Source organism: Dactylosporangium darangshiense (assembly GCF_039537565.1).
Taxonomy (GTDB): Bacteria; Actinomycetota; Actinomycetes; order Mycobacteriales; family Micromonosporaceae; genus Dactylosporangium; species Dactylosporangium darangshiense.
Genome location: NZ_BAABAT010000014.1, coordinates 210911 through 237361, shown reverse-complemented (window position 1 = coordinate 237361; position 26451 = coordinate 210911). Strand labels below are relative to the sequence as shown.

The window sequence follows — 26451 nt, the reverse complement described above, 5'->3', positions numbered from 1 at the left end:
CTGATAATTAGCGACCGCGCGGGCCCGGTGTCCGCAATGAACACCGGGCCCGGTTGTAACGGCGGGGGTTAGGGAACCCAGAAGTTCCCGCTGGCGACGATCAGCACCTGCAGCTGGATGCTCGTCGAGTAGTAGTCGTTGCTGGTGAACGAGGTGTTGAGCATCTTGGTCCACAGCGCGTCGAGCCACGCCTGGCTGCCGGGGTCGGTCAGCGCGGCGACCGCGAACGGCGCGAAGAACGCCGGCTCGCTGCCCGAGGAGATCGCGCTGCCGCTCAGCGAGTAGCCGACCGCGATGCTGCTCGGGTTACTGCCGGTCTTGCCCTTCACCCACGTGTTGAGCTTGCGGGCCGAGGCGAGCGACGCGGCGTTGCCGCTGGTGACCGCGTCCGCGCCGATGCGCCACGGCGTGCGGCAGGAGTTCCAGAAGTACTTGCCGTCGTTGGGGTCCTCCAGCACCTGCCCGGGCGCCGGCTTCGGGGTGGTGTTGGTGTTCACCACGAAGTCGGGCAGCAGGCCGGTGCTCGGCGCGTACTGGCTCTGCAGGTTGGTGATGAGGTTCTGGTGTGCGGTGCGGATCGTGTCCCACGCCGTGTCGCCGGTCGCCGACCGGAACGCGCGGAAGTGGTCGATCATGAAGTCGGACGGGCGGGTGGTCCAGTAGAGGCTGTCACCCGGGGTGCTCCAGTCGCCGAGCAGCAGCAGATGTGTGGTCGGGTTGACCTCGCTGGCCTTGATGGCGTTGATGTGCCGGATCGCCAGCTGCTTGTAGTTGTACGTGCCGGCGCTGCCCCATTGCTTGTCGGCCAGCAGCAGGCCGAACGCCACGTCCAGGTCTCCGTCGGTGGCCGAGTCGGAGCCGTTGACGCTGCGGCACGAGGTGTCCTGCTCGGCCGCGAGCAGGTCCGGGTTGTTCACCGACGGATGGGCGAGCATGTACTTCACCAGGCCGTCGAAGACGGTCTTCGCCCCCGCGTCGGCGCCCGCCATCGTGGCGAGCACGACCATGCCGTAGCCCTGCGCCTCGGCGACGTATGGGTGATCGGCGTCCGGCGAGATGATCTGGTACCACCCGTTGCCGCAGTTCTGCTTGACGAACGCGGCCTTCCACTTGTTGTAGTACGTGACGACCGCCTGGTCCACTGTGGACTGTGTGCCGCTCGGGCGCAGTGTGCCGGCCGCGTAGGGGAACAGGTGGCTGCCGAAGGGCACCGCCGGTCCGGTCGGCGGGACGGTGGTGCCCGCGTCGACGCTGAGCCAGTCGACGTTCGGCCCGCCGTTGGCGGTGGTCGCGGTGGCCCGGATGGTGTTGGTACCGGCGTTGAGGTTCACCGTGAGCGTCTTGCTCTGCCAGGTGTCCCAGTTCGTCGTGCTGCCGAACGACGTCGCCGCGGCGACCACCGTGCCGTTGACGGTGATGTCCATCGGGCGGTTGGTGGTGGTGCCGTTGGAGTACCGCAGGACGATCGTGGCGGCGCCGGCCGACGGCGCGGTCACCGACCACTGCACGTAGGAGCCGACGAGGTTGTCGTAGTTGACGAATCCGGTACCGCTGTAGCCGGCGTGGTTGGATTCCACGACGCCCTGCGAGATGGTGGCCGACTCCGCCTCGTAGCTGGTCGTGGCCGCCGCGGCCGGGGAGGCGAGCGGCATCAGCGCCGCCACGACCCCGAGCGCCACGAGCGGCGCCGCGATGTGCCGCAGTCTGAGGTGTGCTCTCATGTGTGCTCCCCGGGTCAGCCGGTGTACTGGACGAGGATCTTGGTGTAGGCGTAGGCCGCCTGGGACACGCCGCTGCACGCGTCAGCGTCGCTGCCGCTGCCGCAGGCCCGGTCGCGGTTGATCGACCAGAAGGTCAGGCGGGCCAGGTGATGCTGCTGCGCGTACGACAGGATGGTCTGGAAGTCGGCGATCGTGACGGTCTCGTCGCTCTCGTCGGTCTTGCCGTTCATCGACGAGATGCCGATCTTCGTGTACGCCACGGCGTCGCTGTAGCCGTAGGCGCTCTTGACGGCGTTCTTCAGGCCGTCGGCGGCGCTGACCGAGGCCGCGCCCATCGTGCCGGTGTGCCCGCCGAAGTCGAACGGCATGATGGTCCAGCCGTCGTTGTCGAGTCCGGTCGCCGCGCCCTTGTTGATGAGGTCGATGCCGGCGGAGTCCGGCCCGGTCGGCGTCGTGCCGAACGTGACGAACGTCTTGATGCCGGGGTTGTTCGCCTTGACGGTCTTCAGCGCGCTGATGACCCGCTGCCGCACCGTGGCGTTGGAGAATTCGGTCGCCTCGATGTCGACGTCGATGGCCTTGAGGTTGTAGGCGTTGATGACTTTCTGGTACGCCCCGGCCAGCGCCGACGCCGACGTGCACTTCTCGCCGAGCTTGTTGCCGCTCCAGCCGCCGAAGGAGACGATGACGTCGCCACCGGCGCCGCGGATGGCGTTGATCTTCGCCTGGTCGTCGCCGCCGGTGAGCGGGCGGGAGCCGTCCCACAGCGGGTTGCACCCACCGTCGGAGAGCATGAACGCCAGCGTGAAGAACCTGATGCCGGTCGCCGACATGACCGACGTCGGGCTCTGCGGGTTGCCCCAGCCGAAGTACTCGTACGGCGCGACCGCCATGCTCGGCCCGCTGGTGCCGCCGCCGTCGGCGACGGTGAGCTTGTCGACGTTGGGCCCGCCGTTGGCGGTGGTGGCGGTGGCCCGCACGGTGTTGGCGCCCGCGTTCAGCGTCACGGTGACGTTGACGTCCTGCCAGGTGTCCCAGGTGCCGGTGCCGTTGAAGGCCACGCCGGAGGCGGCGGTCGCGCCGTTGACGGCGATGGTCATCGGCCGGTTGGTGGTGGTGCCGTTGGCGAACCGCACGGTGAGGGTGGCGGTGCCGGCGGCCGCTGCGGTCACCGTCCATTGCACGTAGGAGCCGCTGACGTTGTCGTAGTTGACGAACCCGGTGCCGGTGTAGCCGGCGTGGTTGGACTCCACCACGCCCTGCGAGACGGTGGCGCTCTCCGCCTGGTAGACCGTTGTGGCGGCCTCGGCGGACGGGACCTGCAGTGCGAGCGGCGTGAGCGCCGCAACGACGCCGACCGCGAGCGCCGTCAGGCCCGCGCGCTGTCTGTTCAGTCGCATCGTTCCTCCCGATGGAACTGTTAGGCAAGTTGCCTGACAGTTGTAGGAGATGGGACCACCGCCCGAACAAGGTGTCAAGCGTTCACGAGCGTCAATCTCCGCGCGGGTCACTGCCCTCGACGCCGGTCGCCTGCTCGCGCGCACTGTGCGGCCACTGCGGCATTTCCAGGCTCTTGACCGGCGACTGCGGGGTGGCTAACATCGACCGACGCCAGTCAGGAAATCTGACTGACAATTGCCCCTCCAGCAGCGGCGCCGGGCGGCCCCGCTGCGGTGACGGCCGCGCGCTGCGCGCCCGGGGCGTCCCGGAGGCCCGTCCGCCCGCGCCGAAGGCGGTGCGACGGAGCCGAAGCGCGTGACCTTCGACCGGGCCTGCGGGGCGGGGGTGCCGCGGTGTCGCGCCGACGCATGATCGGGTCGGGGGCGGGCAGCGGGCAGAGATGAGCGATCAGCGACAGCACTGGCCGGCGCTTCCGGTCAGCGACTGGGAACCCACATACGACACGCTGCACATGTACACCCAGATCATCGGCAAGATCTCGCTGGCGTTGCGGCCGATGACGAACCACTGGTGGCAAGTTGCGCTGGAGCCTTCCGCCAGAGGGCTGCGGACCGCGGCGATTCCGCACGCCGCCGGTACCTTCGAGCTGGACCTCGACCTCGTCGACCACGTGCTGCACATCGACACCGAGGACGGCCGGCGGCGCACCGTCGGGCTGGGGCGGTCCGTGCGGGACGTCTACACCGACACGATGACGGCGCTGGACGACCTCGGGCGGCCCGTGCCGATCTGGACCCGCCCGGTGGAAGTAGTGGATCCGATCCCGTTCGACAAGGACACCGTGCATTCCACGTACGAGCCGGCCCAGGTCGAGCAGTACTGGCACGTCATGTGCCAGGTCGAGGGGATCTTCGACGAGTTCCGGGCCCGCTTCACCGGCAAGGCCAGCCCGGTCCAGTTCTACTGGGGCTCGTTCGACCTCGCCACGACGCGCTACTCCGGCCGGCCCGCCGACCCGCCGCCGAATGCCGACACGATCACCCGGTTCAGCTACACCGCCGAGCAGAGCTCGTTCGGCTTCTGGCCCGGCGGCAAGTGGCTCAACGGCACGCGCGTCGAGCAGCCGCTCTTCTACTCCTACACCTATCCGCAGCCGCCGGGAATCAGCGACCAGCCGGTCAGTCCGGCCTCGGCCTACTTCGATGCCGACCTCGGCGAGTTCGTGTTGAGCTACGACGACGTCCGGCGGGCGGATGACCCGCGCCAGGCGATTCTCGACTTCGCCCAGAGTACGTACGAAGCGGGTGCACGGCTTCAGCATTGGCCGCGCGAGGTGCTCGAATGGACGCCGCCGATGCCGCCCAGCCATCGCCGGGCGATGTCGATGACGTGAGCACCCGGCGGCGGCTGCACGAGAAAGCCGCCGGTCGACGGGCCGTGATGAGGGCCCGCCCACCGGCGGCTTCGACTATCTCGGGTCAGTCCTGGTTGGTGACCATGAAGGGCAGCTCAACCTTGGCCCCCGAGTCCGCGCCCGCCAGCGTGAGGCTGGTCGAACCCGGTACCGCCGCACCCGGAACGCTGATGACCGCGCCGGAGATGACGCCGTCGCCGTTCGCGTGGACGGTCATGGTGTGCAGGCCGTCACCGAAGGTGATGGTGACCGCCTCGTTCCGGGCGAACCCGGAACCGTCGACGGTGATCGCCGTGCCGCGTGGGCCCTCGGTGTCCGACAGGGTCACCTCCGGCCGGTAGGCCGACTGGGCCGCCTCGGTCATCTCGACCGTGGCCGTCGCCGGGGCCTGCGAGGATGCGCCCTCGGCGGTGACGGCGTACAGGCCGGGCTCCGCGTCGCTCGGCGCCGCGAGCGACGCGTGGACCGCGCCGGCCGCGGAGGCCTTGACCGTCACGGTGCGCACCGCGTCGAGCGTGACGCTCACCTGCTCGCCGGCGGCGAAGCCGGTGCCGTTGACGGTGATCGTGTCCCCGGCGGCGACGGATGCCGATGCCGAGATCGCCGGCTGCGACCCGGTTCGCGCCACCGTCACGGTGAACGTCGCGGTGCTGCTCGACAGCGTGTCCCACGTGGTGACGTGCACCGTGTAGGTGCCGTTCTGCGCGTAGGTGTGCGCTGCGCTGATCGCGCCGGACGCGTCGACCGTGGCGTCCTGCGGAACCGTGCCGTCACCCCACTGGACGCGGGCGTGGTAGCCGGTCGCGTCGGTGACGCCACCGCTCACCGTGCCGAGCGTGGCGTTGAGCGCCTGCCCGGCGGTGGCCGTCTGGTCCTTCGGGGCCGTGGTCGTCAGGGCCGCCGGCGGCGTGCCGTCGTTGGCGATGGCGAACACGTGGATCCGGCCCGCCGAGCCGGGGTCGCCCGTCTGCGCCGGCAGGGTCACCGAGACGAGCGTCTTGCCGGCCGGGATCTGGTACGGCGCGGTGGCGAACAGGAACGGCTGGGCGCCGTCCCGGCTCGTGCCGAGCAGTCGGTACGCGGTCTTGGCCACGACGATGTTGCCGTAGGACGGCGTGCCGTTCGGGTTGCCGCCGAGCGTCCAGTCGCTCATCTGGATCGGGATGCTGGCGGTGGTGCCGTCGCTGAACGTCGCCGTGCCGGTCGTGTTCTGGTTGCCCTGCGTGCCGGCGCCGACGAACGAGATGCTCTTGGCGTCGGACGGCAGGTTGAGCACGATCGTGTTGGCGTTGCCGGTCGCGTTGTCCGGCCGGCCGGCCGGGGTCTGCGGCAGCGTGAAGTGCAGCGCCGTTCCGGGAACCGTCTGCTGCTGGCCCTGGGTCACGCCGGCCGCCGCGAGTGCGGCCCGGGAGTACGCCCAGTTCTTGGCGTCGCAGTTCGCGGCGAGGACGCCCTCGTCGCCGATGCAGACGGTGTCGAACGCGGCGGTGAGGCTCGAGCTCGGCGTGTAGCCGACGTCGACGCCGACCGTCGCCGTGTCCTGGCTGCTGCCGTCGGTCACCGTGACGGCGGCCTGGTAGTAGCCGGGCTTGGCGTAGGTGTGCGAGCCGCTGACGTTGTACACGGCCCGGGAGCTCAGGCTCGTCGTGCCGGTGCTGACCGGCGAGCCGTCACCCCAGTCGATCGTGGCCTGGTAGCCGCCCTCGGTGCCGCCGGTGACGCTGGCCAGCGGTACCGACACCTGGGCCTCGGACATCGCGTACACGGTGCCCACCGAGCTGACGGTGACGTCGCCGCCGCCGAGGTCCACGTCGCCGCCGGCGAGCAGCTCGATCTCGGCCAGGTTCGCCTGCGTGGCGCCCACGGTCTTCGTCACGACCAGGCGGTACTGCGTGAACTTCCCGGGGTGGCTGATCCGGAACGGCCGGGTCTGGTTGCGCCACGGGAACACTTCGCCGCTGCGGGAGTCGACGGTGCTCCAGGTGATCCCGTCCTTGGAACCCTGCAGCTTCCAGTCGGCGGGGTCGCCGGCCTTGGCACCCGAGGTGAGGGTGTAGTACGTCGGCTTCTGCTTGTCGCCGCGGTACGCCCAGCTGATCTGCGGCGCACCGGAGGTGAACGTCATCTGCGTGGTCGAGGAGTCGTCGAACAGCTTCGACGCGTCCTGCCCGCCGGTCGCGGTCGCGGTGCCGAGACCGGGGCCGGTGGTGTCCTGCAGCGGCTTGGGCGCCGCGTTGCCGTTGGTCAGCGAGGGCGGCGCGTCGTTCTTGCCGGTGCCCCACGACGACGGGTTCGGCCCCATCTGGAAGTCGATCGTCCCGCCCTTGGCGAAGACCGACGAGTCGATGGAGACCTCCTTCTGCTTCTTGCCGTTGACCTTGACGCTCTGCACGTACACGTTCTTCGTGCTGTTGTCCGCCGCGTTGACGACGATGTCGCCGCTCGCGCGGTGCACCGTCATCTGGGTGAACTGCGGCGAGCCGATCGCCCAGTTGGACGAGCCGGCCTGCAACGGGTAGAGGCCCAGCGAGCTCAGGACGTACCACGACGACAGCTCGCCGTTGTCCTCGTCACCCAGGTAGCCCTGGCCGATCTCGCTGCCGACGTAGAGCCGCTGCATGATCTCGCGGACGATCGCCTGCGTCTTGGCCGGCGCGCCGGCGTAGTCGTACATGTACGGGATATGGTGCGACGGCTGGTTGCTCATGCCGAGCTGGCCCATGCGCACCGCCCGAGCCTCGAGCATCTCGTGGATCGTGCCGCCGTAGCCACCGGGGTGGTCGGCGTTCTCCGGCGTGGCGAAGAACTCGTCGAGCTTCTGCTGCAGCCCCTGCCGCCCGCCGTAGAGGTTGGCCAGCCCCTGGCCGTCCTGCTGCGCGGTGAACGCGAAGTTCCAGCCGTCGGTCTCGGTGTAGACGCCGCCCCAGTCCAGCGGGTTGCCGTTGAGGAAGTTGCCGTTGGCGCCGCGGCCCTGGAACAGCTTCGTGTTCGGGTCGAAGAGGTTGACGTAGTTGCGGGCGCGCTGCAGGAAGTACTCCGACTCCTCCTTGAGCCGGTCGCGGTCCGCCTTCGGCGTGGCCGGGTCCTTGGCCAGGGCGGCGGCCATGTTGCCGATGCCGTAGTCGTTGATGAACCCTTCCAGCGCCCACGACACCGACTCGCCGGTCGAGGTCGGCGTGTAGCCGAGGAACAGCGACGTCTCGATGCCCTTGCGGCCGACGCCGCTGCGCCCGGACGCGACGGTCGCGTCCTTGACCGCCGCGTTGTACGCGCTCATCGCGTCGGGCAGCTTGACGCCGTTGAGGTACGTCTCGGCGAGCGCGACGTCCGCGCTGGTGCCGGTCATCAGGTCGGCGTAGCCGGGCGAGGACCAGCGGGCGATCCAGCCGCCGTCGCGGTACTGCTGGACGAACCCGTCGGCGACCCTCGCCGCGACGTCCGGGTACAGCAGCGAGTACGCGGGCCACACGGTGCGGTAGGTGTCCCAGAACCCGTTGTTGACGTAGATCTGCCCGTCGACGAGCTTCGCGCCGGTGGTGGTGGCGCTCGACGTGCCGGTCGGGTCCGAGACCGGGCTGGCGTACTGCCAGTGCGGCGCGGCCGCGGTGCCGGTGTTCTCCGACTGCGAGTTCGGGTACAGGTTCAGGCGGTACAGGTTCGAGTACAGCGTCACCCGCTGCGTCTCGGTCGCGCCGCGGACGTCGACGCGGCCGAGCCGGTCGTTCCACGCGGCGGTCGCGGCGGCGCGGATCTGGTCGAAGCTTCGGCCGGTGACCTCCAGGTCGAGGTTCTTGCGGGCCTGGTCGACGGAGATGAACGACGTCGCGATGCGCAGCGTCACCGCCGGGTTCGCCGAGGTGTCGAACGTGGCGGACGTGGCCGAGGAGGCCGTCGGCGCCCGGTCGAACGTCCCGGACACGAACATCCGGCTGCGCCCGACCGACAGGCCGCTGCCGTTTTCGACCCAGCCGGTGAAGGTGCCGTCCGTGCCGATGGTGAACGTGCCGTTGTAGAACACGAGGCTGCCGGTGGCCTGCCCCGAGGGGAAGGTGAACTGCATGATGCCGCCGTGGTCCGTCGGCGACATCTGCGCGACCAGGCCGTTGCTCAGCTTGACCCGGTAGAAGTCCGGCTGCGCGGTCTCGTCGTTGTGGCTGAAGGCGAGCTGCCGGTTGCTCGGCGCCCCGGTGAGGGACCCGCCGGCGGCCACCGGCATGACCGACATCTGGTTGCGGTCGCCCATCCACGGGCTGGGCTCGTGCGAGATCGCGAGGCCCTGCAGCATGGGCAGGTTGGCCGCATTGTTGGCCCGCTGGTACTCGTACTCCCACGAGTTGGACGTGGCGTTGGTGACCGGCGTGAAGAAGTTGAAGCCGTTCGGCACCGCCGAGATCGGCAGGTCGTTGCCGCGCGAGAACGAGCCCGACGCGTTGGTACCTCGCCGGGTGTCCACGTAGTTCGTCAGGCTGGAGCCGTCGATCGAGGCCGGCGTGCCCGCCACGGTGACGTCGTCGAGCCAGCCCTGGAACCGGGTCGCGGCGGTGGCCTGCGGGTCGTCGTAGGCGAGCAGGATGCGGTCGATCGTCTTGCCGTTGGCGACGGCGCCGATGTCGGACTGCACCGCGTTCCACTGGTCGGCGTAGAGCACCTTCGAGGCGCCCTGCCCGGCGGCGGTGAGTGCGTACCCGTGCTGGTCGACCGCAGAGCGCCCGCTGAGGTAGCTGCCGTCGGTGAAGTGCAGGTCGACGGCGGCGTACGTGGACGGGTACTGGGCGTCCTGCCCGGTGTACTCGGGGAAGATCTTGTAGGACAGCCGGCTGTTCGGCCCGACCGGGATGTTCACGTCGAAGAGCTTGTTGGTCGCGTACGAGCGGCCGTCGGCCTCGGCGCCGCCGGAGTACCGAACCGAAGCCACCCCGGTGAACCCGGCGCTCGGCTTCATGTTGTAGCCGCTGACCGGGCCGGAGCCCACGACGCTGACCATCGGGGTGGCCGGCGGCCTGGCGTTCGAGCCGTCGCTGATGTCCCAGTCGGCGAGCTGGATGAGCGAGTCACCGGAGTTCGCGGTGACGTTCAGCCGGTAGTAGCTGTACGCGGTGGTGTTGGTGAAGCTGTAGGTGTTGGTGGCGAACCGCCCGCTGAAGGACTGGCCCGTCCGCCGGTCGAGGTCCGTCCACTGGCTGCCGTCGTTCGACCCCTGCACCGTGAAGTCCTTGGGATCGCGGGTCGCCGCATCGTTCGCGGAGGTCAGCGAGTACTTCACGACCGCCGCGGGACCGGAGAGCCGGTAGGCGACCCAGCCGGTCGGATTGAACGCCAGCCACTTGGTGGACGGATTGCCGTCCTTGAGCATGACCGCGGTTTCGTTCGGCGGGTTCTCGGCGCTCGCGGTCACCGCGCTGACCTGGTTGAGCAGGCTGCCGGGCAGTCCGGTGGGGCTCGATCCGCTCAGGTTGCCCTGAACCGGATTGCCGTTCGCGCCGACCTCGACGGTGCTCGCCGGCGGTCGCGGGTCGTTGGTCTCGAATGAGGAGCTGAAGTCGCCGGCCGTCGGCGCGGCGCTCGCGGTGGTTGCGGCAACGAGCAGCCCGATCGGCAGCAGGAGTGCGGTTGCTCCGGCTAACCGTCGGCGGGACACGGGGGGACCTACTGGGGCGCCGATGGGCACCTTCATGGGAACTCCAGGGGGTGATCGCGGGCGCAGGGGGCGCGTCCGTTGGAGATCGCCAGCCTTTCGCCGCCTGACAACGTTGTCAAGATACATCCGCGTAACCATCCGGAAATGGCGATGAACGCTGCAGCTCATCCCCTCCGGGCCGAGACAAACCGGCCGGACGGAAGCGACGAAATCGAACAAGGGGCCCACGCCGCCTTGCCAACGTTGTCAAGGACCACCCCTGCGCCGCTATCGTCTGTCGTGTGACGAGCGACCTGGTCCGTACGAGGCGGCCCACGATGGCGGACGTGGCCGCCCGGGCCGGAGTGAGCCTGAAGACCGTGTCGCGAGTCGTGAACGACGCGCCGCACGTCCAGCCCGAGCTCGCCGAGCGGGTGCTCGCCGCCGTGGCCGAGCTCGGCTTCCGGCGCAACCATCTGGCCAGCTCCCTGCGCTCCGGGCAGGCGACCGCCACGATCGGGCTGCTCATCGAAGAGATCGCCAACCCGTTCTACGCGACGATCGCGGGAGCGGCCGCCGAGATGGCCCGGCAGCGCGACACGATGCTCATCATCGCCAGCTCCGAGGAGGACCCGGCGCGCGAGCAACAGCTGCTGCGGGACATGTGCGCCCGCCGCGTCGACGGGCTGCTCGTGGTGCCGGCCGGCCACGACCATTCGTTCCTGCGCGCCGAGGTCGAGCTCGGCACGCCCGTGGTGTTTCTCGACCGGCCGGCCGGAAACCTGCGGGCCGACACGGTGCTGCTCGACAACCGCGGGGGCGCGCGGGCCGGGGTGCGCCGGCTCGTCGAGGCGGGCCATCGCCGGGTCGCCGTGCTGCTCGACTCGATCGGCGTCTACACGATGCGCGAGCGGCTCGACGGCGCGCAGGACGCGCTGGTGGAGGCCGGCGCGCCGTACGACAACCGGCTGGTCCGCGACGGCGTGCGCGACCCGGCGGCGGCCGGCCGCGTCGTCGCGGAGCTGCTCGAGCAGCCGGGCCCGCCGACGGCCTTCTTCAGCCTCAACAACCGGATCACCCTCGGCGTGATCGAGGAGCTGTACCGGCGCGGCAGCGACGCCGCGCTGCTGGCGTTCGACGACTTCGACCTGGCCCGCCTGGTGCCGTACCCGCTGACGGTGATCGCCTACGACGCGGGCGTCCTGGCCCGCGCCGCCACCGAGCTGCTGTTCCGCCGGATCGACGGCGACCAGTCCTGGCCGCACACGGTGGTGCTCCCCACCGAGCTGGTGGCCCGCGGCCTTCCGAACCGCTGAAAATCCTGTTTAGACTCGGCCCGTGCCCGCCCCCGGCCCGTACCTGTGGCTCGTCCTGCTGGAACTGGCCCTCGCCGTGGCCACGGTGGTCGGGCTGCGCTTCCTGACCGCGCCCTACGGCCGCCACGGCCGCCCCGGCTGGGGCCCGACCGTGCCCGCGCGGGTCGGCTGGCTCGTGATGGAGTCGCCGGCCGTCCTGTGGTTCCTCATCGTGTACCTCACCGGCGCGCACAAGGCCGCTGTCGTGCCGCTGGTCCTGCTGACCTTGTGGCAACTGCACTACCTCCAGCGCACGCTCGTGTACCCGTTGCTCATGCGCACCGGCGCCCGCATGCCGGTCAGCATCATGGCGATGGCGATCGCGTTCAACACGCTCAACGCGTACGTCAACGCACGCTGGATCGGCGACCTCGGCCACTACCCGACCAGCTGGCTGGCCGACCCACGCTTCCTCGCCGGCACCGTACTGTTCCTCGGCGGCCTGGCCGTCAACCTCGACGCCGACCGGCGGCTGCGCCGGCTACGCGGCCCGGGCGAGACCGGCTACCGGATACCGCACGGCGGCGCGTTCCGCTGGGTGTCCTCGCCCAACTACACCGGCGAGATCGTCGAATGGTTCGGCTGGGCGCTGGCCACCTGGTCACTGCCCGGGCTGGCATTCGCCCTGTACACCACCGCCAATCTTGCGCCCCGCGCATTGGCCAACCACCGCTGGTACCACGAGCAGTTCCCCACCTACCCGCCACAGCGCCGGGCGCTGCTGCCCCACCTGCTGTAGCCGGTGCCGGCCCACATGCCGGGGACTCAGCCGCCCAGGTGGTGACGGACGAACCGGCCGGCGCTCCGCAGCGCCTCGGCGGCCTGCGGCAGTTCGGGGCCTCGGGCCTGGAACACGTGCGACATGCCCGCGGTGACCTCGAGCGCCACGGCGACGTCAGCCGCCGCGAGCCGGGCGGCGAGCCGGGTCGAGTCGTCCAGCAGCACCTCGTGCGAGCCGCACTGGATCAGCGTCGGCGGCAGCCCGGCAAGGTCGGCGAACAGCGGGCTGACGAGCGGACGAGTCGCATCTGTTTCGCCGAGGTACGCCTGGAATGCGGCTTGCAGCGCCTCCACGCTCACCACCGGATCGACTTCCGCCTTGGTGCGGAAGCTCCGGCCGGCCATCGTGAGGTCACTGGCCGGCGAGAAGACGACGGCCGCCCGCGGAAGCGGCAGTCCGGCGTCGCGCGCGGCGACGAGCAGCGCGAGCGTGAGGGTGCCGCCCGCCGACTCACCGGCGACGGCGAGCTCGCCGACCGGCACCTCGTCGAGCACCGCCCGGTACGCGGCGAGCGCGTCGTCGACGGCAGCGGGATGCGGATGCTCGGGCGCCAGGCGGTAGTCGACCGACAGCACCCGGGTGCCCGAGACGCGGGCGACGTTCGCCGCGGGAGCGAGCGCGTTGCGCGGCGAGCCGGCCACGAAGGCGCCGCCGTGGAGCCACAGCGTTGTCCCGCGCGGCCGGGTCTGTCGGATCGTCACCTCGAGGGCGGGGATGCCGCCGAGCTCCGTGTCGCGGAGCCGGACGTCCCCCGGGACGGGCCGGGCGGCCAACACGTCCGTGAAGAAGGCGCGCTGGCGCTGGACGTGTTCGGTGATCTTCTGCGCGTCGAGAGGAGTCATGTACCTTGGAAACATGATTCCTGCGATATATCTTCCTGAGAATACACATGTCCGAAGGTGACGTAGATCTCGCCGTCCTCTTCGAGCGCATCGTGCGGCTGCAGGTGGACCTCTTCACCGCCGTCGACGCCCGCCTGCGCCGCGAGCTGGACCTCCTGCTGATCGCCCTGCTACCGATGCGGGTCATCGCGGCGAATCCCGGCTGCCGCGTCCAGGAGATCGCCGACGGGCTCGGCATCAGCGTCGGCGGCGCCAGCAAGTCGGCGGACCGCCTCGAACGCGGCGGCTGGGTGCGCCGCATTGACAACCCGTCCGACCGCCGGTCGTCCGTCCTCGAGCTCACCGCCGAAGGCGAACGCATGGTCGCCGCCGGCTCGAGCATCATCCGCGACGAACTGCGAACGCGGGCCGCCCCGATCCTCGGCGAACGCGACCTCGCCCGCTTCGCCGCCGACATCGATCGGCTGCTGCTCCGGCCGGAACCGGCGCCGCGAACCCCTCAGGCGCCGTAGCCGGTCGGACCGCCCGCGGATGGCCGGCAGGGGCAGTACGAACGGTGGCCGCGCCGGCCAGGGGTCGATGCCGGACAGCGTCAGAGGGTGATGCGGGTGCCGATGCCCCGGGACCCGGCCAGGTTGTAGGCGTGCCGGGCGGCGTAGAGGTCCTCGACCGCCAGGCCGACGGACTTGAAGAGGGTGAGCTCGTCCGCGCTGGTGCGGCCGGAGGCGGTGCCGGCGAGGACATCGCCGATGGATGCCTTGATCTCGATCGCCGTCTCGGCCGCGGCGAAGAGGTAGTCGCCGGTTTCCACCGCCATCGACGACGCCGCGTCGGCAAAGAGGGTCGCCGCCGCCATGGTGGCCGTGTCGATCTCCCTCGTCGAGGGGATCGACGAGCCCACCGCGTTGACGTGGGTGCCCGGGCGCAGCCACGACCGGTCGAGGAGCGGGGTCTTCGACGTCGTGGCGGTGACGACGACGTCGGCGGTGGCCACCGCGTCCGCCAGCGAGGAGGCCGCCTCGACCGGGACGTCGAGCTCCGGCGCGAGCCGGGCGCAGGCCGCCGCGGTCCGGGCGGCGTCGCGGGCGACCAGGCGGATGCGGCGGAAGGGACGGACACCGGCCAGGGCCCGCGCATGGGCAACGGCCTGGACACCGGCACCGACGACGACCAGCTCGGCGGCGTCGGGGCGGGCCAGCAGGTCGGTGGCGACTGCGGTGACCGCCGGGGTGCGCAGCTCGGTGACGGTCGAGGCGTTGAGGATCGCCAGGGGCTCGCCCGTGGTACCGCTGAACAGCAGGACGGCGCCCTGGTGGGCGTCGAGGCCCGCGGCCGGGTTGCCGGGGAAGACGCAGACGGCCTTCAGGCCGAACGCCGCCGACGGGGTGGCGGTGTATGCGGGCATCGCGGCGATCAAACCGGCGGCGCTCGGCGGGATGAGTACCGGGCGCTGGACCGGCTGGTGAACCTCGCCGCGGGCCAGGTCGGCCAGCGCCGAGCGCATGACCGGGATGCACTCGACGGGTGGCAGCAGCTGCCGCAGGTCGGTTTCGGAGAGGACGAGCATCACGACCCCTGTCGGAGGGTTGCGTCGAGGGACTCGAGGCTGGGCTCGATGACCGGGACCGCGGGCAGCAGCGCGGCGGTCGCGCCGATGTCCTTCAGGCCGGTCGACGTGCCGAGGAGCACAACCGTGTCGTCCGGGCCGACCGTGCCGCCGGCGACGAGCTTGCCCAGCACGGCGACCGGCAGGACCGAGGACGCCTCGAGGTAGACGCCCTCCTCGCGGGCCAGCCGCAGCTGGCTCGCCATGATCTCCTCATCGGTGGCAGTGGCCGCCGCGCCGCCGGACAACGCCGCGTACCCCTGGTAGGTGGCGACCGGCGTGCCGACGGAGAACGCGACGGTCGGTCCGGCCGGCACGGTGGCGCCGGGCCGGAAGCCGTGCGTGAGCGCGTCGGCGTAGGGGCCGAACGGCTCGGCCGCGACGAGCCGGGGCACGCGCGGGACGACGCCGAGCTCGACCAGGTCCTCGAAGCCGCGGCGGATGCCGGCGAGCCCGTCGCCGTAGGCGGCCGGCGCGACGAGCACGTCCGGTGCCGTGCCGAGCGAAGCGACGATCTCGTAGGCGATCGTCTTGTAGCCGTCGACGCCGAACGGGTTCGAGCCCGCGGGCGGGCTGAGGTAACCGGACAGGGGTACCCAGCCGCGGGCCCGCACGCCCTCGGCGAGGACCTTCCACCGGTCGGGCGCCTGCCGCAGCGCGACGACGTGGGCGCCGTAGCTCTGCATGAGGACCTTCATCGTCAGCGGCACCGACTCCAGGGTGAGCACGACGCAGCGCAGCCCGGCGGCGCCGGCGTAGGCGGCCGCGGCCGCGCCGTGGTTGCCGGTGCTGGCCACGGCGACCGTCTCCGCTCCGTCCTGCACGGCGCGGGCGACGGCGACGGCGATCAGCCGGTCCTTGTAGGACCACGTCGGGTTGCGGGACTCGTCCTTGAGGTACAACCGCTGGAGCCCGAGGCGCGAGGCGGTCCGGGTCAGCGGGAGCAGCGGCGTGCCGCCCTCGCCGAGGGAGACCGGAGCGGTGCCGGGGCGCAGCGGCAGCAGGTGCTGCCAGCCGAAGACGCCGGGCCGCGCCGGGTCGCGGTGCCAGTCGGCGCCGGTCAGCCGGTACACGGGGAACGGGTTGGCATGGACGCCCTCGGCGAGGCAGGGCGCGCATGGTGCGTAGGGGTCGGTGTCGGGCCGCTCGGTGCCGCAGCGCCGGCACTGCAGCACCCCGGTGTAGGTCACGCGTCCCCCGCAATCACGGTCTCGGCGAACTCGCGCATCATGTCGAGGGTCTCCGGCACGTCGTTGGCGGCGAACAGCAGCCCGGCGAGGGTGGTGACGCCGGCGTCGGCGTACTGCCGGACCCGCTCGCGGATCTCGTCGGGCGTGCCGATCAGGTTCCGCTCGGCCCACGCGCCCTGCTGGTCGCGCAGCGTCGACTTCGACAGCGACAGCATGTGCTGGCACAGCTGCGAGCGCTCGAAGCGTTCCCACGCCTCCTCACGGGTTCGCCCGATCGACACGGACAGCTGCGGAGCGACCTCGAAGTCGTCCGGGAGCGTCCGGCCGGCGGCGGCGGCGATCGAGCGGATCTCCGCCAGGCCGGCGGTCACCTCCGCGGGCGTGAGCACGGCAGGAATCCAGCCGGTGCCGTGCAGCGCGGCCCGCTGCTTGGAGCCGGGCGCGTTCCCGCCGGACAGGACCGGCAGCCGCGCCTGCACGGGCTTCGGGTAGGACTCGACGTCGGCGAAGCTGATGTACTTCCCCGAGAAGCTCGCCGACCGCTCCGTCAGCAGGACGTTGATGGACTGGATGAACTCGTCGGCGTAGTCGCCCCGGTGCATCCTGGTGCCCGGGAACATCGCCTCGGTCTCCTCGCGGTAGGCGCCGATGCCGAGGCCCAGGATGAACCGGCCGTGGGACAGGTTGTCCAATGTGGACGCCATCTTCGCGGCGACTACCGGGTGCCGGAACGTCATCACCGTGACGGCGGTCGCCAGGCGAATCGTCGTGGTACGGGCGGCGACGTAGGACAGGTAGAGGTACGGGTCGTAGAAGCGCGGCGGCGTGTCGAACTCCGCGCGCACGTAGGCCTGCGTGCTGACATGGTCGTTGCCCCACACCGAGTCGAAGCCCAGCGCCTCCGCCTCGACGGCGAGGCGGACGGCGTCGTCGGGGTCCGCGTACGGCACCGGGTACATCATGCCCTCGGTGCCGGTGGGGACGGCGAGTCCGAAGCGCATCAGCGGTTCGGGGACTTGTCGGTGGGCGTGCCGAAGAAGGCGGTGAAGCTCTGCTGCAGCGACATCGACTTGTCGAACATGCCGCCGAGCCAGGCGTCGCTCTCGTAGAACGCCTGCCACTTCTCGGCCTTCTCCTCCTCGCTCTGCCAGGTACGGGAGTAGGCGAACAGATCGGGGTCCTCGATGGAGGTGTACACCCCGGTGATGTTCATGCCGACCGCCTGCATGCGGGGCAGGGCCTCCTCCTGGAAGAACGCGACGAACTCGTCGCGCTTGCCGGGGTGCAGCCGGTAGGTGCGGAACTCGACGATCACCTGTTACCTCCCGAGATCGGTGTAGTCGCGGACCTGCACGCCGCGCTTGAACACGGCGCGGACGTTGCCGGGGTACGCCTTGAAGTCGAACGGGTCGCCGGCCACGAGGGTCAGGTCGCCGCGCTTGCCGGCCTCGACCGAGCCGACGAGGTCGCCGTGCTGCATGAGCTCGGCGGCCGAGATCGTGGCGGCGCGCAGCACGTCGGCGGGCGCCATGCCGAGGGCGTGCATCTCGGCGAGCTCGCCGAGGTTGCGGCCGTGGCCGAGGGCGGCGGCGTCGCTGCCCATCGCGATCCGCACGCCCGCCTCGATGGCCCGGCGGACGGAGGCGAGGTGAGCATCGCGGCCCTCGCGCAGCTTGGCGACAACGGCGTCGGGCATGCTGGCGCCGGCCGCGATCCCGTCGAGCAGGGCGCCGACGACGCCGAGGGTCGGCACCAGCCAGACGCCGTTGTCGAGCATCAGCTGGATGCACTCGTCGTCGAGGTACGTGCCGTGCTCGATGGAGCGGACCCCGGCCCGCAGCGCGTTCTTGACACCGTCGGTGCCGTGCGCGTGCGCCATGACGGGGATGCCGACGGCGTTGGCCTCGGCGACGGCCTCGGCGATCTCGTCGGGTCGCAGCTGCGGATGGCGCGGGTTGCCGCGCGGGGAGATGACGCCGCCGGAGACGTTGAGCTTGATGACGTCGGCGCCGGCCCGGATCACCTCACGGACCCGCAGCCGCATCTGGTCGGGGCCGTCGACGACGCCGTCGGGCCGGCCCGGGTGGACCGGCAGCAGCGGCACGCACAGGCCGCTGGGCATCCAGAAGTCGGAGTGGCCGCCGGTCTGGCCGAGGGCCTGCACGGAGATGTCGAGGTCGGGGCCCTCGACCATCCCCTCGGCGACGGCACGCTGGACGCCGAGGTCGGCGCCGTTTGCGTCGCGGACGTAGGTGATGCCGATGTCGAGGGTCTTACGCAGGTTTTGCTCGGCGTAGTAGAAGAACTGCGAGAAGGGGGTCTCCATCAGCCGTACCGTGTCGAAGTACGGGACCATGACGTGAACGTGGGCGTCGATGAGCCCGGGCAGCACGGTGAGGCCGGTGGCGTCGAACTCGACGTCGGCGTCGAGCCCCGCCGAAACGCCCGTGATGCGCTCGCTGTCCAGGACGACGTCCGCCGCCTGGAACTCGCCGGTGACCACGTCGAAGACCCGGCCGCCCCGGATGACGATACTCATGAGGCTGCCTCCAATGGCGATGACGGGACCCGCAGGACGGGCACGGCCCGCAGCAGCTCCCGGGTGTACTCGTGGGTTGGTGCCTCGACGACCCGTTCGGTCGGGCCCGACTCGACGAGCCGGCCGCGGTACATGACGCCGATCTCGTCGGAGATGTACCGCACGGTCGCAAGGTTGTGCGAGATGAACAGCATCGACAGCCCTTCGGCACGCTGGATCTCGCGGATGACGTTGAGGACATGGGCCTGCACCGACACGTCGAGCGCGGAGGTGATCTCGTCGGCGACGATGAGCTTGGGCCGTACCGCGAGCGCGCGGGCGATGGCGACCCGCTGCCGCTGCCCGCCGGAAAGCTCGCGGGGCAGCCGCCTGGCGTAGGCGGGCTCCAGGTTGACCAGCTCGAGCAGCCGGGCGATCTCGGCGTCGGCGCCGCCGGCGGCGAGGTCGGTGCGCAGCCGCAGCGACTCGAGGATGATCTGCCGGATCGTCATGCGCGGGTCGAGCGACGAGTACGGGTCCTGGAAGACGAGCTGGACCCGCCGGGCCCGTTCCTGCCTGGCGCGGCGGCTCTCCCCGGCGACGCGCTGCCCGGCGACCGTGATGGTGCCTGCGGCGGCGGGGATGAGCCCGACGGTGGCGCGGGCCAGGGTCGACTTGCCGGAGCCGGACTCGCCGACGAGGCCGTACACCTTGCCGGGCGCGACGGCCAGGCTGACGTCGTCGACGGCGGTGACGGCGTGCCGGCCGTGGCCGTACGCGACGGTCAGGCCCCCGATCTCAAGCGTGTTCACGGACGCTCCCGGTGTGTTGCGGCTGCGGGTGCCAGCACTCGACCCGTCGGGTGGCGGACAGCTCGACCAGCGGCGGTTGCTCGGTGCGGCATCGGTCGTCGGCGAGCGGGCAGCGGGGCGCGAACGAGCAGCCGGGCGGCATCTCGGCGAGGCTCGGCGGGCGGCCGGGAATGGTGGCGAGGGCGCGGTCGCGCTCGCTCGTCATCGTGGGCACGGCGGCCATCAGCGCCCTCGCGTACGGGTGGGCCGGCCCGGCGAGCAGTTCGTCGGCGGAGGCGTCCTCGACGACGCGCCCGCCGTACATCACCAGCACCCGCTCGCACCGGTTGGTGACGACGGCGATGTCGTGGGAGACGAGCAGCAGCGCGGCGCCGGTCTCGGCGTTGAGCCGCTCGAGCAGGTCGAGCACCTGCCGCTGCACGGTGACGTCGAGGGCGGTGGTCGGCTCGTCGGCCAGGATGAGCCGCGGCTCGCCCATGAGGCCCATGGCGATGACGGCCCGCTGGCGCATGCCGCCGGAGAACTCGTGCGGGAACTGCCGGACGCGCCGCGCCGGGTCGGTGATCTGCACGTGCTCCAGCTGGCGCACCGCCAACTCGTTTGCGGCCGAACGACTCTTGCCCAGGTGGACCTGGGCGACCTCGGCGAGCTGCCGGCCGACCCGCAGCGCCGGGTTGAGCGCGGTCATCGGGTTCTGTGACACCAGGGCGAGGGACGCGCCGAGCAGGCGGCGGCGCTGCTGCGGCGAGGCGGTAGCCAGGTCGGCTCCGTTGATGCGCAGCTCGCGCCAGGTGACCCGGCCGGGGTAGGCGATGAGCTCGGCGAGGCCGAGGACGGTGGTGCTCTTGCCGCTGCCGGACTCGCCGACGATGCCGACCCGCTCGCCCGGCCGCAGGGTGAACGAGACGTCGTCGACGGCGTCGAGCGGGGCACCGTCGCGGGACGGGTACTGCACGTGCAGCCCGCTCACGGCGAGGACGTCGTCGGTGGGCGTCCCGGCCGCGGCCGGTGCCGCGGCGGGCGCGCCGCGCAGCCGTGGCACCCGGCGAGCGAGGCTGGTCACCGACTCGCCGAGCAGCGCGAACGCGAGCCCGCCGAGGACGACGAACAGGCCAGGCCCGAGCGCGCCCATCGGGTTGACGTAGATGCCCTGCAGGCCCTGGTTGAGCAGGTCGCCCCAGTCGTAGGAGGGCGCGCGCACGCCCAGGCCGAGGAAGCTCAGCGCGGAGATCTCCAGCAGGCACCAGCCGACCGACATGGTGCCGGTGAGGATGAGCGGCTCGGCGACGTTGGGCAGGATGTGCCGGAACAGCAGCGTGAACCGGCTCGCGCCGAGCATCCGGGCCGCGGCGACGTAGTCGCGGCTGGCGACGCCGGCCGAGGTGGTCTGCGCCAGCCGGGCGAGGGTCGGCGCGTTGGCGATGCCGATGCCGATGACCGCGCCGGTCGCGCCGACGCCGATGATGGTGTTGACGAACAGGGCGAGCAGCAGCCCCGGCAGCGCCACGGACGCGGTGATGAACCCGGCGACGAGCCGGCGGACGCGCCCGCCGAGCACCGACGGCAGGATACCGAGCGGGATGCCGATGACCATGCCGATGACGGCGGCGGTGACGGCGAGCAGCAGCGACAGCCGGGTCGCCACGAGCGTGCGGGCGAACAGGTCGCGGCCGAGCTGGTCGGTGCCGAACCAGTGCTCGCCGGAGAACCCGGCGCTGGCGTTGACCGCGTCGGTGCGTTCGGCGGCGTCGGACCAGAACCAGGGCCCGACGACCGCGAGGACGACGAGCAGCAGCAGCGCGACCGCGGCGGTCACGGTGATCGGGTTGGCCTTGCGCAGAAGGCTTCGCATCGTCAGCTCCGGCCGATCAGGGACTGCCGGTCGACGATGCCGAGCAGCACGTCGACGAGGACGTTGACGAGCAGGACCGCGGCGGCGAGCACCAGCAGCACGCCCTGCACGAGCGGGTAGTCGCGGTCGATGATGGCCTGGATGATGGCCGTGCCCAGCCCGGCGCGGGCAAACACGCTCTCCACGACGACGCTGCCGGCCACGAGCACGCCGAGCAGCAGGCCGCCGATCGTCAGCGCGGCGGTGAGCAGGTTGGGCAGCGCGTGGCGGAGGTACAGCAGCCGCCAGGGCAGCCGCTTGCCACGCGCCACGGTCATGTAGTCCTCCCCCAGGACCAGGTCCGTCTGGGCCCGCACGATCCGGGCGAGGCCCGCGGCCGGCCCGATCGACAGCGCGAAAGCGGGCAGGACGAGCGAGCGCCAGCCGGTCGAGCCGGCCACCGGCAGCGCCCGCAGCGTGACGGCGAAGACGAACACCAGCACAATGCCGATGAGGAACGACGGGATCGTGTTGAGGGCGCTGCTGACGACGGTGAACGCGACCAGCGTCCGCGGCCGGCGGCCGTTGTGCGTCAGCGAGCCGATCAGCATCCCGAACAGCAGCGCGAGCACGAGCGTCAGCGCGATCGCGACGCCGACCAGCGTCGCCGTGGTGACCAGCCGCTCACCGATCGTCTGCGCCACCGGGCGGTCCGTGGCGATGGACTTGCCGAGGTTGCCGGACAGCAGCCGCTGCCAGAAGTCCAGGAACTGGATCGGCAGTGGCTTGTCGAGGCCGAGCGCCGAGCGCCGCTGGTCGACGAGGCTCACCGGTGCGGTCGGCCCGAGGGCCGCCCGCACCGGGTCGCCGGGAACGAGCGCGATCATGAAGAACACCACCGAGGCCACGGCGAACAGCGAGACCACCAGACGCACAGCTCGTCGGAGGGTGAAGGCGAGCCATGGATGTGTCCGTTCGAGGGTGTCGAGCACGAGAGCGCCGTCCGTTTCTTCCGATGTTGCCTACTTCGTGACGCGTGCTTACTTCGTGACGCGGATACTCGTCGGGATGATCCGGCCCTGCATCGTCGAGAAGGACGACTTGGTGGTCACCCAGTTCGTGATGACCGGGGCGATCGGGACCACGTCGACGTTGGAGAACAGCGCCTGCTCCGCCGTGATCCACAAATCGCAGCCCTGTTGCCCGACCGTCTGGTTCGCCTGCGTCGCGGTGTCGGTGAACGTCTTGTTCGCAACATGTCCGGCGTTGGTGCCGTTGGGCGGGAACGGCCCGCCGAGGAGCCCGAAGACGCCGGACTGGAACGGAATGGACAGGGCCAGCGTCGGCCAGATGTCGTAGTCGCCGGTGCTGAACAGCGTGGTCGACAGCGTGCCCTGCGTGACCGGGGTCAGCGTCAGCTTGATGCCGATCGCCTGCAGTTGCTGCGCGATGAGCTCCGCCGCCGGCTGGTTGCCCGCATAGGTGGACAGGTACGGCGCGTTGAGGTTGAGCTCCTTGCCGTCCTTCTGCCGCACACCGCCCGAGCCGGCGACCCAGCCGGCCGTGTCGAGCAGCTTCTTGGCCTCCTCGACGTTGGTACCCGGCACGGCGCTGCTGGCCGCGCTGTCGGGGCACGCCTGCGGCGAGGCCGGGGCCACGCTGTTCGACGGCTCCTTCGACAGACCCCGCGTGACCACCGAGGCGATCTGCGGCCGGTCGAGCGCCATCGCGATGGCCTTGCGGACGTTCGGGTCCGCGGTGATCCGCGTGCTGCCCTCGTTGAACAGCATCATCGCGCCACCGGAGTTGTACTGCTTGGCCGTCATCCCGGAGGCCGTGAGCCGCTGCCGGTCCGGGCCATTGATCGCGGCCGCGTTGAGGTCGCCGGTGGTCAGCAGGTTCGCGGCGGTGGTCTCGTTCGCGACGATCTTCATCACGATCGTCTTGGGCGCGCCCGCGGTCGCCGTGCTCGCGCCGTCGGGACCCCACGTGTAGCCGTCACGCCGGGTCAGCGTGTAGTGGTCGTTGGGGACCGCCTCGGTCAGCGTGTACGGGCCGGAGCCGCTGGCCGTGGTGGCGAGCGACGCCGGGTTGGCCGCGCCCGCACCGCACGGGATCGGCAGGAACTCCAGCGCCGGCAGGATGAACTGGTACGGCTGCTCGAGGTTCAGCGTCACCGTGTTCGCGGCGTCGTCGGCCTGCACGGTGAACTTGTTGTTGGGCAACGCGATGCCGATGAGGGTCGACGCGCTCGCCGGGTTCTTGACGTTGTCGAACATCTTCGCGACCGTCGAGGCGGTCAGCGGGCTGCCGTCGGAACAGGTGACGCCCGACTTCAGGGTGAACGACACCTTGCCGCCGTCCACCTGCCACTGCGACGCGAGGCCGGACACAATTTTGCCGTTGGCGTCGGCGTGGACGAGCGGGTCGTAGAGGAAGCGGAAGAGGTTGACCGCGACAGTGCGCGAGCCGAGCATCGGGTTGAGGGCGCCCGGGTCGTCCGCCACCGAGAACGTGAAGGTACCGTCGGTGACGACGTCCGCCGAGCCCGCCCCGGAGCCGTCGTCCGACCCGCCGCATGCCGCTGAGGTGAGGCACAGCGCCAGACCCGCGGTCAATGCGAGCAGTCGGGAGCGTGAGAGACGCATGGGTCCTCCTTGGGGGATGCCCAAGTAGACCATCGGACCTGAGGCCCGATCGCTGTCTGAAACCACAGGTTTGGCCCGGCGCAACCTGTCAGAATCGACAGAGCAACCGGATACTGGTAACGGCTCGGCAGAGATCGTGTTTCGGCGGGATATCGCACCTGCGCGACCGCCGGGCGGACAGGAGGCGCGTGTGACCGACGCGCTGGGACCGACCGCGGTGCAGCTCGCGGGGGCGCATCTGCTCGGCGAGCTCGACCTGCTGGTGGAACAGATCACCGCCGAGGTGTGGCGCGCCGTGCCCGCCTACAGCGACATCGTGATGGAACGCAGCGCCCTGGAACAGCACGTGCGGCCGAACATTCAGGGGACGCTCGAATACATGCACAGCGGCCGCGACATCGACGACGACGACCGGCGCCGCCTCGAGGTGCTCGGCCGCAGTCGCGCGCTGCAGGGCGTGCCGCAGGCGGCGATGATCCAGTCGTTCCGCATCGCGGAGCGCGCGCTCGTCGACGCGTTCTGCGTGTTCTGCATCCGCTCCGCGTTCAACAGCGCCGAGCAGCGCAGTGGCATCCAGGCCATCAGCGCCATCATGGACCGCGTCGAGCGGACCGCCTTCGAGGCGTACCTCGACACACAACGCGAGCTCGAGCTCGACCGCGGTGCCAGCATCGCCATGCTCGTCACGCGGCTCGTCGACAGCTCGGTCGGCGACCAGGTCGACATCGACGCCCAGGCGCGGCTCATCGGCGCCAACCCCGCCATGCCGTACCGCTCCATCGCGCTGATGGTGCGCCGGGGCGACGAGTCGGCGGGCGCGGCGGACCCGGCCCGGGACCTCACCCGGCTGCGCCGGCACATCCAGGCGCGGCTACGGGAGGCGCGGGTGCCCTCGGTCATCGCCGGGGTCCGCGACAACGCGCTGATTCTGCTCGTACCGGTGACCGACCGCGACGCGCTCGCCGCGATCCGGCGGGCCGTGATGCCCGGCCAGCTCCGCATGGACGTCGTCGGCGGCGCCGGTGACGTCTACCCGAGCCTGTTCGAGGCCCGGGACTCGTGCCGGCAGGCCCTTGCGGCGCTCGAGGTCGCCGCGCGGCGGGGCCGCCAGCACGAGGTGGTCGAGTTCGGCGACGTGGCCATCGACGTGATGCTGCTCGACAGCGCAGACGCGAGCCGCCGGCTGATCGGCGGCTATCTGGGCAACCTCGAGCCGCACCCGATGCTGGTGCAGACCATCCGGGAGTACCTCGGGCAGAGCCTGTCCGTGCAACTGACCGCCGAACGGCTGATGGTGCACGTGAACACGATCGCCTACCGGCTGCGCCGGATCCGCGACCTGACCGGCCACGACCTGCGCAAGCCCGATGACGCCGTCGGCTTCTCGCTGGCGCTGCGAGCCAAGGACCTGCTCGCGGAGCCCGAGGTGCCCGCTACACCGCAATGACGCGCAGGCTCCGGTCGGTCCGGGTCAGCCGGCGGTGCCCGTCGTCGGTCACGACGATCGTGTCCTCGACCATCATGCCGCCCCAGCCGACGACGTAGTACGGCGTCTCGAAGCAGAACGTCATGCCCGCCTCGACGGCGGTGTCGGTGGCCTCGTTGACGATCGGCGGCTCGTAGACGTCGGCGCCGATGCCGTGGCCGCAGTGCTGACGCCGGTAGGGGCGGATGCCGCCGGCCTCGACCTCCTGGATCGCCGCCTTGAACAGCGTCGACGCCGGCACGCCGGCACGCACGTCGGCGAGCTGCCGGTCCTCCCCGGCGAGGATCGCGGCGTACCGGCTCGCCTGCAGCGCGTCGGGCTCGCCGACGACGGCGGTGCGGCCGATATCGGACCAGTAGCCGCCGACGACGCAGCCAACGTCGAAGCGCAGCAGGTCCCCGGGCGCGAGAGGACGGTCGGTGGGGTACACGTCGGCGAAGGCACTGTGCGGGCCGGACGACGACACCGCGAACTTCGGCTCACCGCCGCCGGCGACGATGACGCCCGCGACGATCGAGGACAGCTCCCGCTCGGTCATGCCGACCCGCGCGGCGCTGATGGCCGCATCGACACCGTCCTCGGCCAGGTGCGCGGCCCGTTCGAGCAGTGCGATCTCCCCCGGCAGCTTGCGGGCCCGCACCCGCAACGCCCACGGCGACGCGTCGACGAACCGGGCGCCGGGCAGGGCGAGGGACAGCTGGGCGAGCGCGTTGGGGTTGATGGCGGCACTGTCGACCCCGATGACCGCCGAGCCGATCCCGGCGCTCAGCGCGGCCGCCGCCATGGCCTCGACGGCGTCGCGGTGTGCGTCGGGCGTGAACGCCAGCGGCAAAGGCCGGTCGGACTCGAAGTAGAACCGGCCGTAGGGCACGAAATCGTCGACGGCAATCCCTCCGACGGCCGCATCGGTGGCGGGCGCGGCGTCGGCGACCGGCCCGGCGACGACGGTGCGGTCGCCGGTGACGAACGCGCCGATCGTCGGCAGGCCGAACACCGAGCCGCCCATACTGCGGTAACCGGTCGCATACAGGACGTTGGCCGTCGATACGGCCAGGAACGCGTCGAACGGCGCGTCCTGCAGCGCCTCACGCAGCCGGGCGACGCGCTGGCCCGCCAGCACCGCTGTCTGTTCTGTCACCGCGCAAGTTGACCAGACGGCGCGAGCGGCCCGCACTGTCTCGACACACAGGGTTGCCCGACGGCCGTCTGTCGGAACAGACAACGATGCC

19 protein-coding genes are annotated in these 26451 nt (G+C 71.0%); 5 read left to right on the top strand and 14 right to left on the bottom strand.

The window, feature by feature from the left end:
* Nucleotides 1–68 precede the first annotated feature (68 nt).
* Entirely contained in the window at nucleotides 69–1721 is a 1653-nt protein-coding gene (locus ABD901_RS26095) for a glycosyl hydrolase family 8 (RefSeq protein WP_345130040.1), read from the bottom strand.
* Nucleotides 1722–1735: 14 nt separating this feature from the next.
* Complete coding sequence (locus tag ABD901_RS26090) at nucleotides 1736–3121, bottom strand: carbohydrate-binding protein (protein WP_345130038.1); 1386 nt, start codon at nucleotides 3119–3121, stop codon at nucleotides 1736–1738.
* A 440-nt stretch (nucleotides 3122–3561) separates the two neighbouring features.
* On the opposite strand from ABD901_RS26090, the gene ABD901_RS26085 reads away from it, so the two are divergent.
* A complete protein-coding gene (locus tag ABD901_RS26085; RefSeq protein WP_345130036.1) occupies nucleotides 3562–4515 on the top strand; it encodes a DUF5996 family protein in 954 nt (317 codons plus the stop codon).
* An 85-nt stretch (nucleotides 4516–4600) separates the two neighbouring features.
* Here ABD901_RS26085 and ABD901_RS26080 read toward each other — a convergent pair whose 3' ends face one another.
* Nucleotides 4601–10174 (bottom strand): GH92 family glycosyl hydrolase, encoded by a 5574-nt coding sequence (locus tag ABD901_RS26080; protein ID WP_345130033.1) that lies wholly within the window; start codon nucleotides 10172–10174, stop codon nucleotides 4601–4603.
* Nucleotides 10175–10491: 317 nt separating this feature from the next.
* Here ABD901_RS26080 and ABD901_RS26075 point away from each other — a divergent pair, with 317 nt between their 5' ends.
* A complete protein-coding gene (locus tag ABD901_RS26075) occupies nucleotides 10492–11469 on the top strand; it encodes a LacI family DNA-binding transcriptional regulator (protein ID WP_345130072.1) in 978 nt (325 codons plus the stop codon).
* 22 nt (nucleotides 11470–11491) lie between these two features.
* Nucleotides 11492–12247, top strand: coding sequence for a DUF1295 domain-containing protein (locus ABD901_RS26070; RefSeq protein ID WP_345130030.1), 756 nt, complete (start codon nucleotides 11492–11494; stop codon nucleotides 12245–12247).
* 26 nt (nucleotides 12248–12273) lie between these two features.
* On the opposite strand, the gene ABD901_RS26065 is transcribed toward ABD901_RS26070, so the two are convergent.
* Nucleotides 12274–13131 carry an alpha/beta hydrolase gene (locus ABD901_RS26065; protein ID WP_345130028.1) on the bottom strand — a complete coding sequence of 286 codons (858 nt, stop codon included), beginning with the start codon at nucleotides 13129–13131 and terminating at the stop codon, nucleotides 12274–12276.
* Nucleotides 13132–13178: 47 nt separating this feature from the next.
* On the opposite strand from ABD901_RS26065, the gene ABD901_RS26060 reads away from it, so the two are divergent.
* Complete coding sequence (locus ABD901_RS26060; RefSeq protein WP_345130026.1) at nucleotides 13179–13643, top strand: MarR family winged helix-turn-helix transcriptional regulator; 465 nt, start codon at nucleotides 13179–13181, stop codon at nucleotides 13641–13643.
* Between the two features lie 80 nt (nucleotides 13644–13723).
* Here the strand turns inward: ABD901_RS26060 and ABD901_RS26055 are convergent, their stop codons facing one another.
* The 9 genes from ABD901_RS26055 to ABD901_RS26015 are packed head-to-tail and all read right to left on the bottom strand — an operon-like array spanning nucleotide 13724 to nucleotide 23736.
* A complete protein-coding gene (locus tag ABD901_RS26055) occupies nucleotides 13724–14698 on the bottom strand; it encodes an ornithine cyclodeaminase family protein (RefSeq protein WP_345130024.1) in 975 nt (324 codons plus the stop codon).
* Nucleotides 14698–15927, bottom strand: a complete 1230-nt coding sequence (locus ABD901_RS26050) for a threonine synthase (protein ID WP_345130022.1) — start codon at nucleotides 15925–15927, stop codon at nucleotides 14698–14700. The genes ABD901_RS26055 and ABD901_RS26050 overlap by 1 nt, the downstream gene beginning before the upstream one ends.
* Nucleotides 15924–16928 (bottom strand): LLM class flavin-dependent oxidoreductase, encoded by a 1005-nt coding sequence (locus tag ABD901_RS26045; RefSeq protein WP_345130019.1) that lies wholly within the window; start codon nucleotides 16926–16928, stop codon nucleotides 15924–15926. Before ABD901_RS26045 ends, ABD901_RS26050 begins: the two co-directional genes overlap by 4 nt.
* On the bottom strand, nucleotides 16928–17242 hold the full coding sequence (locus ABD901_RS26040) for an NIPSNAP family protein (RefSeq protein WP_345130016.1): 315 nt from the start codon (nucleotides 17240–17242) through the stop codon (nucleotides 16928–16930). Before ABD901_RS26040 ends, ABD901_RS26045 begins: the two co-directional genes overlap by 1 nt.
* Nucleotides 17243–17245: 3 nt before the next feature.
* Nucleotides 17246–18466: a metal-dependent hydrolase family protein gene (locus ABD901_RS26035; RefSeq protein WP_345130014.1), complete on the bottom strand. Its 1221-nt coding sequence runs from the start codon at nucleotides 18464–18466 to the stop codon at nucleotides 17246–17248.
* Complete coding sequence (locus tag ABD901_RS26030; protein WP_345130012.1) at nucleotides 18463–19257, bottom strand: ABC transporter ATP-binding protein; 795 nt, start codon at nucleotides 19255–19257, stop codon at nucleotides 18463–18465. Before ABD901_RS26030 ends, ABD901_RS26035 begins: the two co-directional genes overlap by 4 nt.
* On the bottom strand, nucleotides 19244–21109 hold the full coding sequence (locus ABD901_RS26025) for a dipeptide/oligopeptide/nickel ABC transporter permease/ATP-binding protein (protein WP_345130010.1): 1866 nt from the start codon (nucleotides 21107–21109) through the stop codon (nucleotides 19244–19246). Before ABD901_RS26025 ends, ABD901_RS26030 begins: the two co-directional genes overlap by 14 nt.
* Nucleotides 21110–21111: 2 nt before the next feature.
* Complete coding sequence (locus ABD901_RS26020; protein ID WP_345130009.1) at nucleotides 21112–22080, bottom strand: ABC transporter permease; 969 nt, start codon at nucleotides 22078–22080, stop codon at nucleotides 21112–21114.
* Between the two features lie 48 nt (nucleotides 22081–22128).
* A complete protein-coding gene (locus ABD901_RS26015; RefSeq protein WP_345130008.1) occupies nucleotides 22129–23736 on the bottom strand; it encodes an ABC transporter substrate-binding protein in 1608 nt (535 codons plus the stop codon).
* A gap of 190 nt (nucleotides 23737–23926) precedes the next feature.
* On the opposite strand from ABD901_RS26015, the gene ABD901_RS26010 reads away from it, so the two are divergent.
* The gene (locus ABD901_RS26010) at nucleotides 23927–25183 is read left to right on the top strand and encodes a PucR family transcriptional regulator (RefSeq protein ID WP_345130005.1); all 1257 of its coding nucleotides are present in this window, start codon (nucleotides 23927–23929) and stop codon (nucleotides 25181–25183) included.
* On the opposite strand, the gene ABD901_RS26005 is transcribed toward ABD901_RS26010, so the two are convergent.
* Nucleotides 25170–26360: a M24 family metallopeptidase gene (locus ABD901_RS26005; protein ID WP_345130003.1), complete on the bottom strand. Its 1191-nt coding sequence runs from the start codon at nucleotides 26358–26360 to the stop codon at nucleotides 25170–25172. The genes ABD901_RS26010 and ABD901_RS26005 overlap by 14 nt on opposite strands.
* Nucleotides 26361–26451 lie beyond the last annotated feature (91 nt).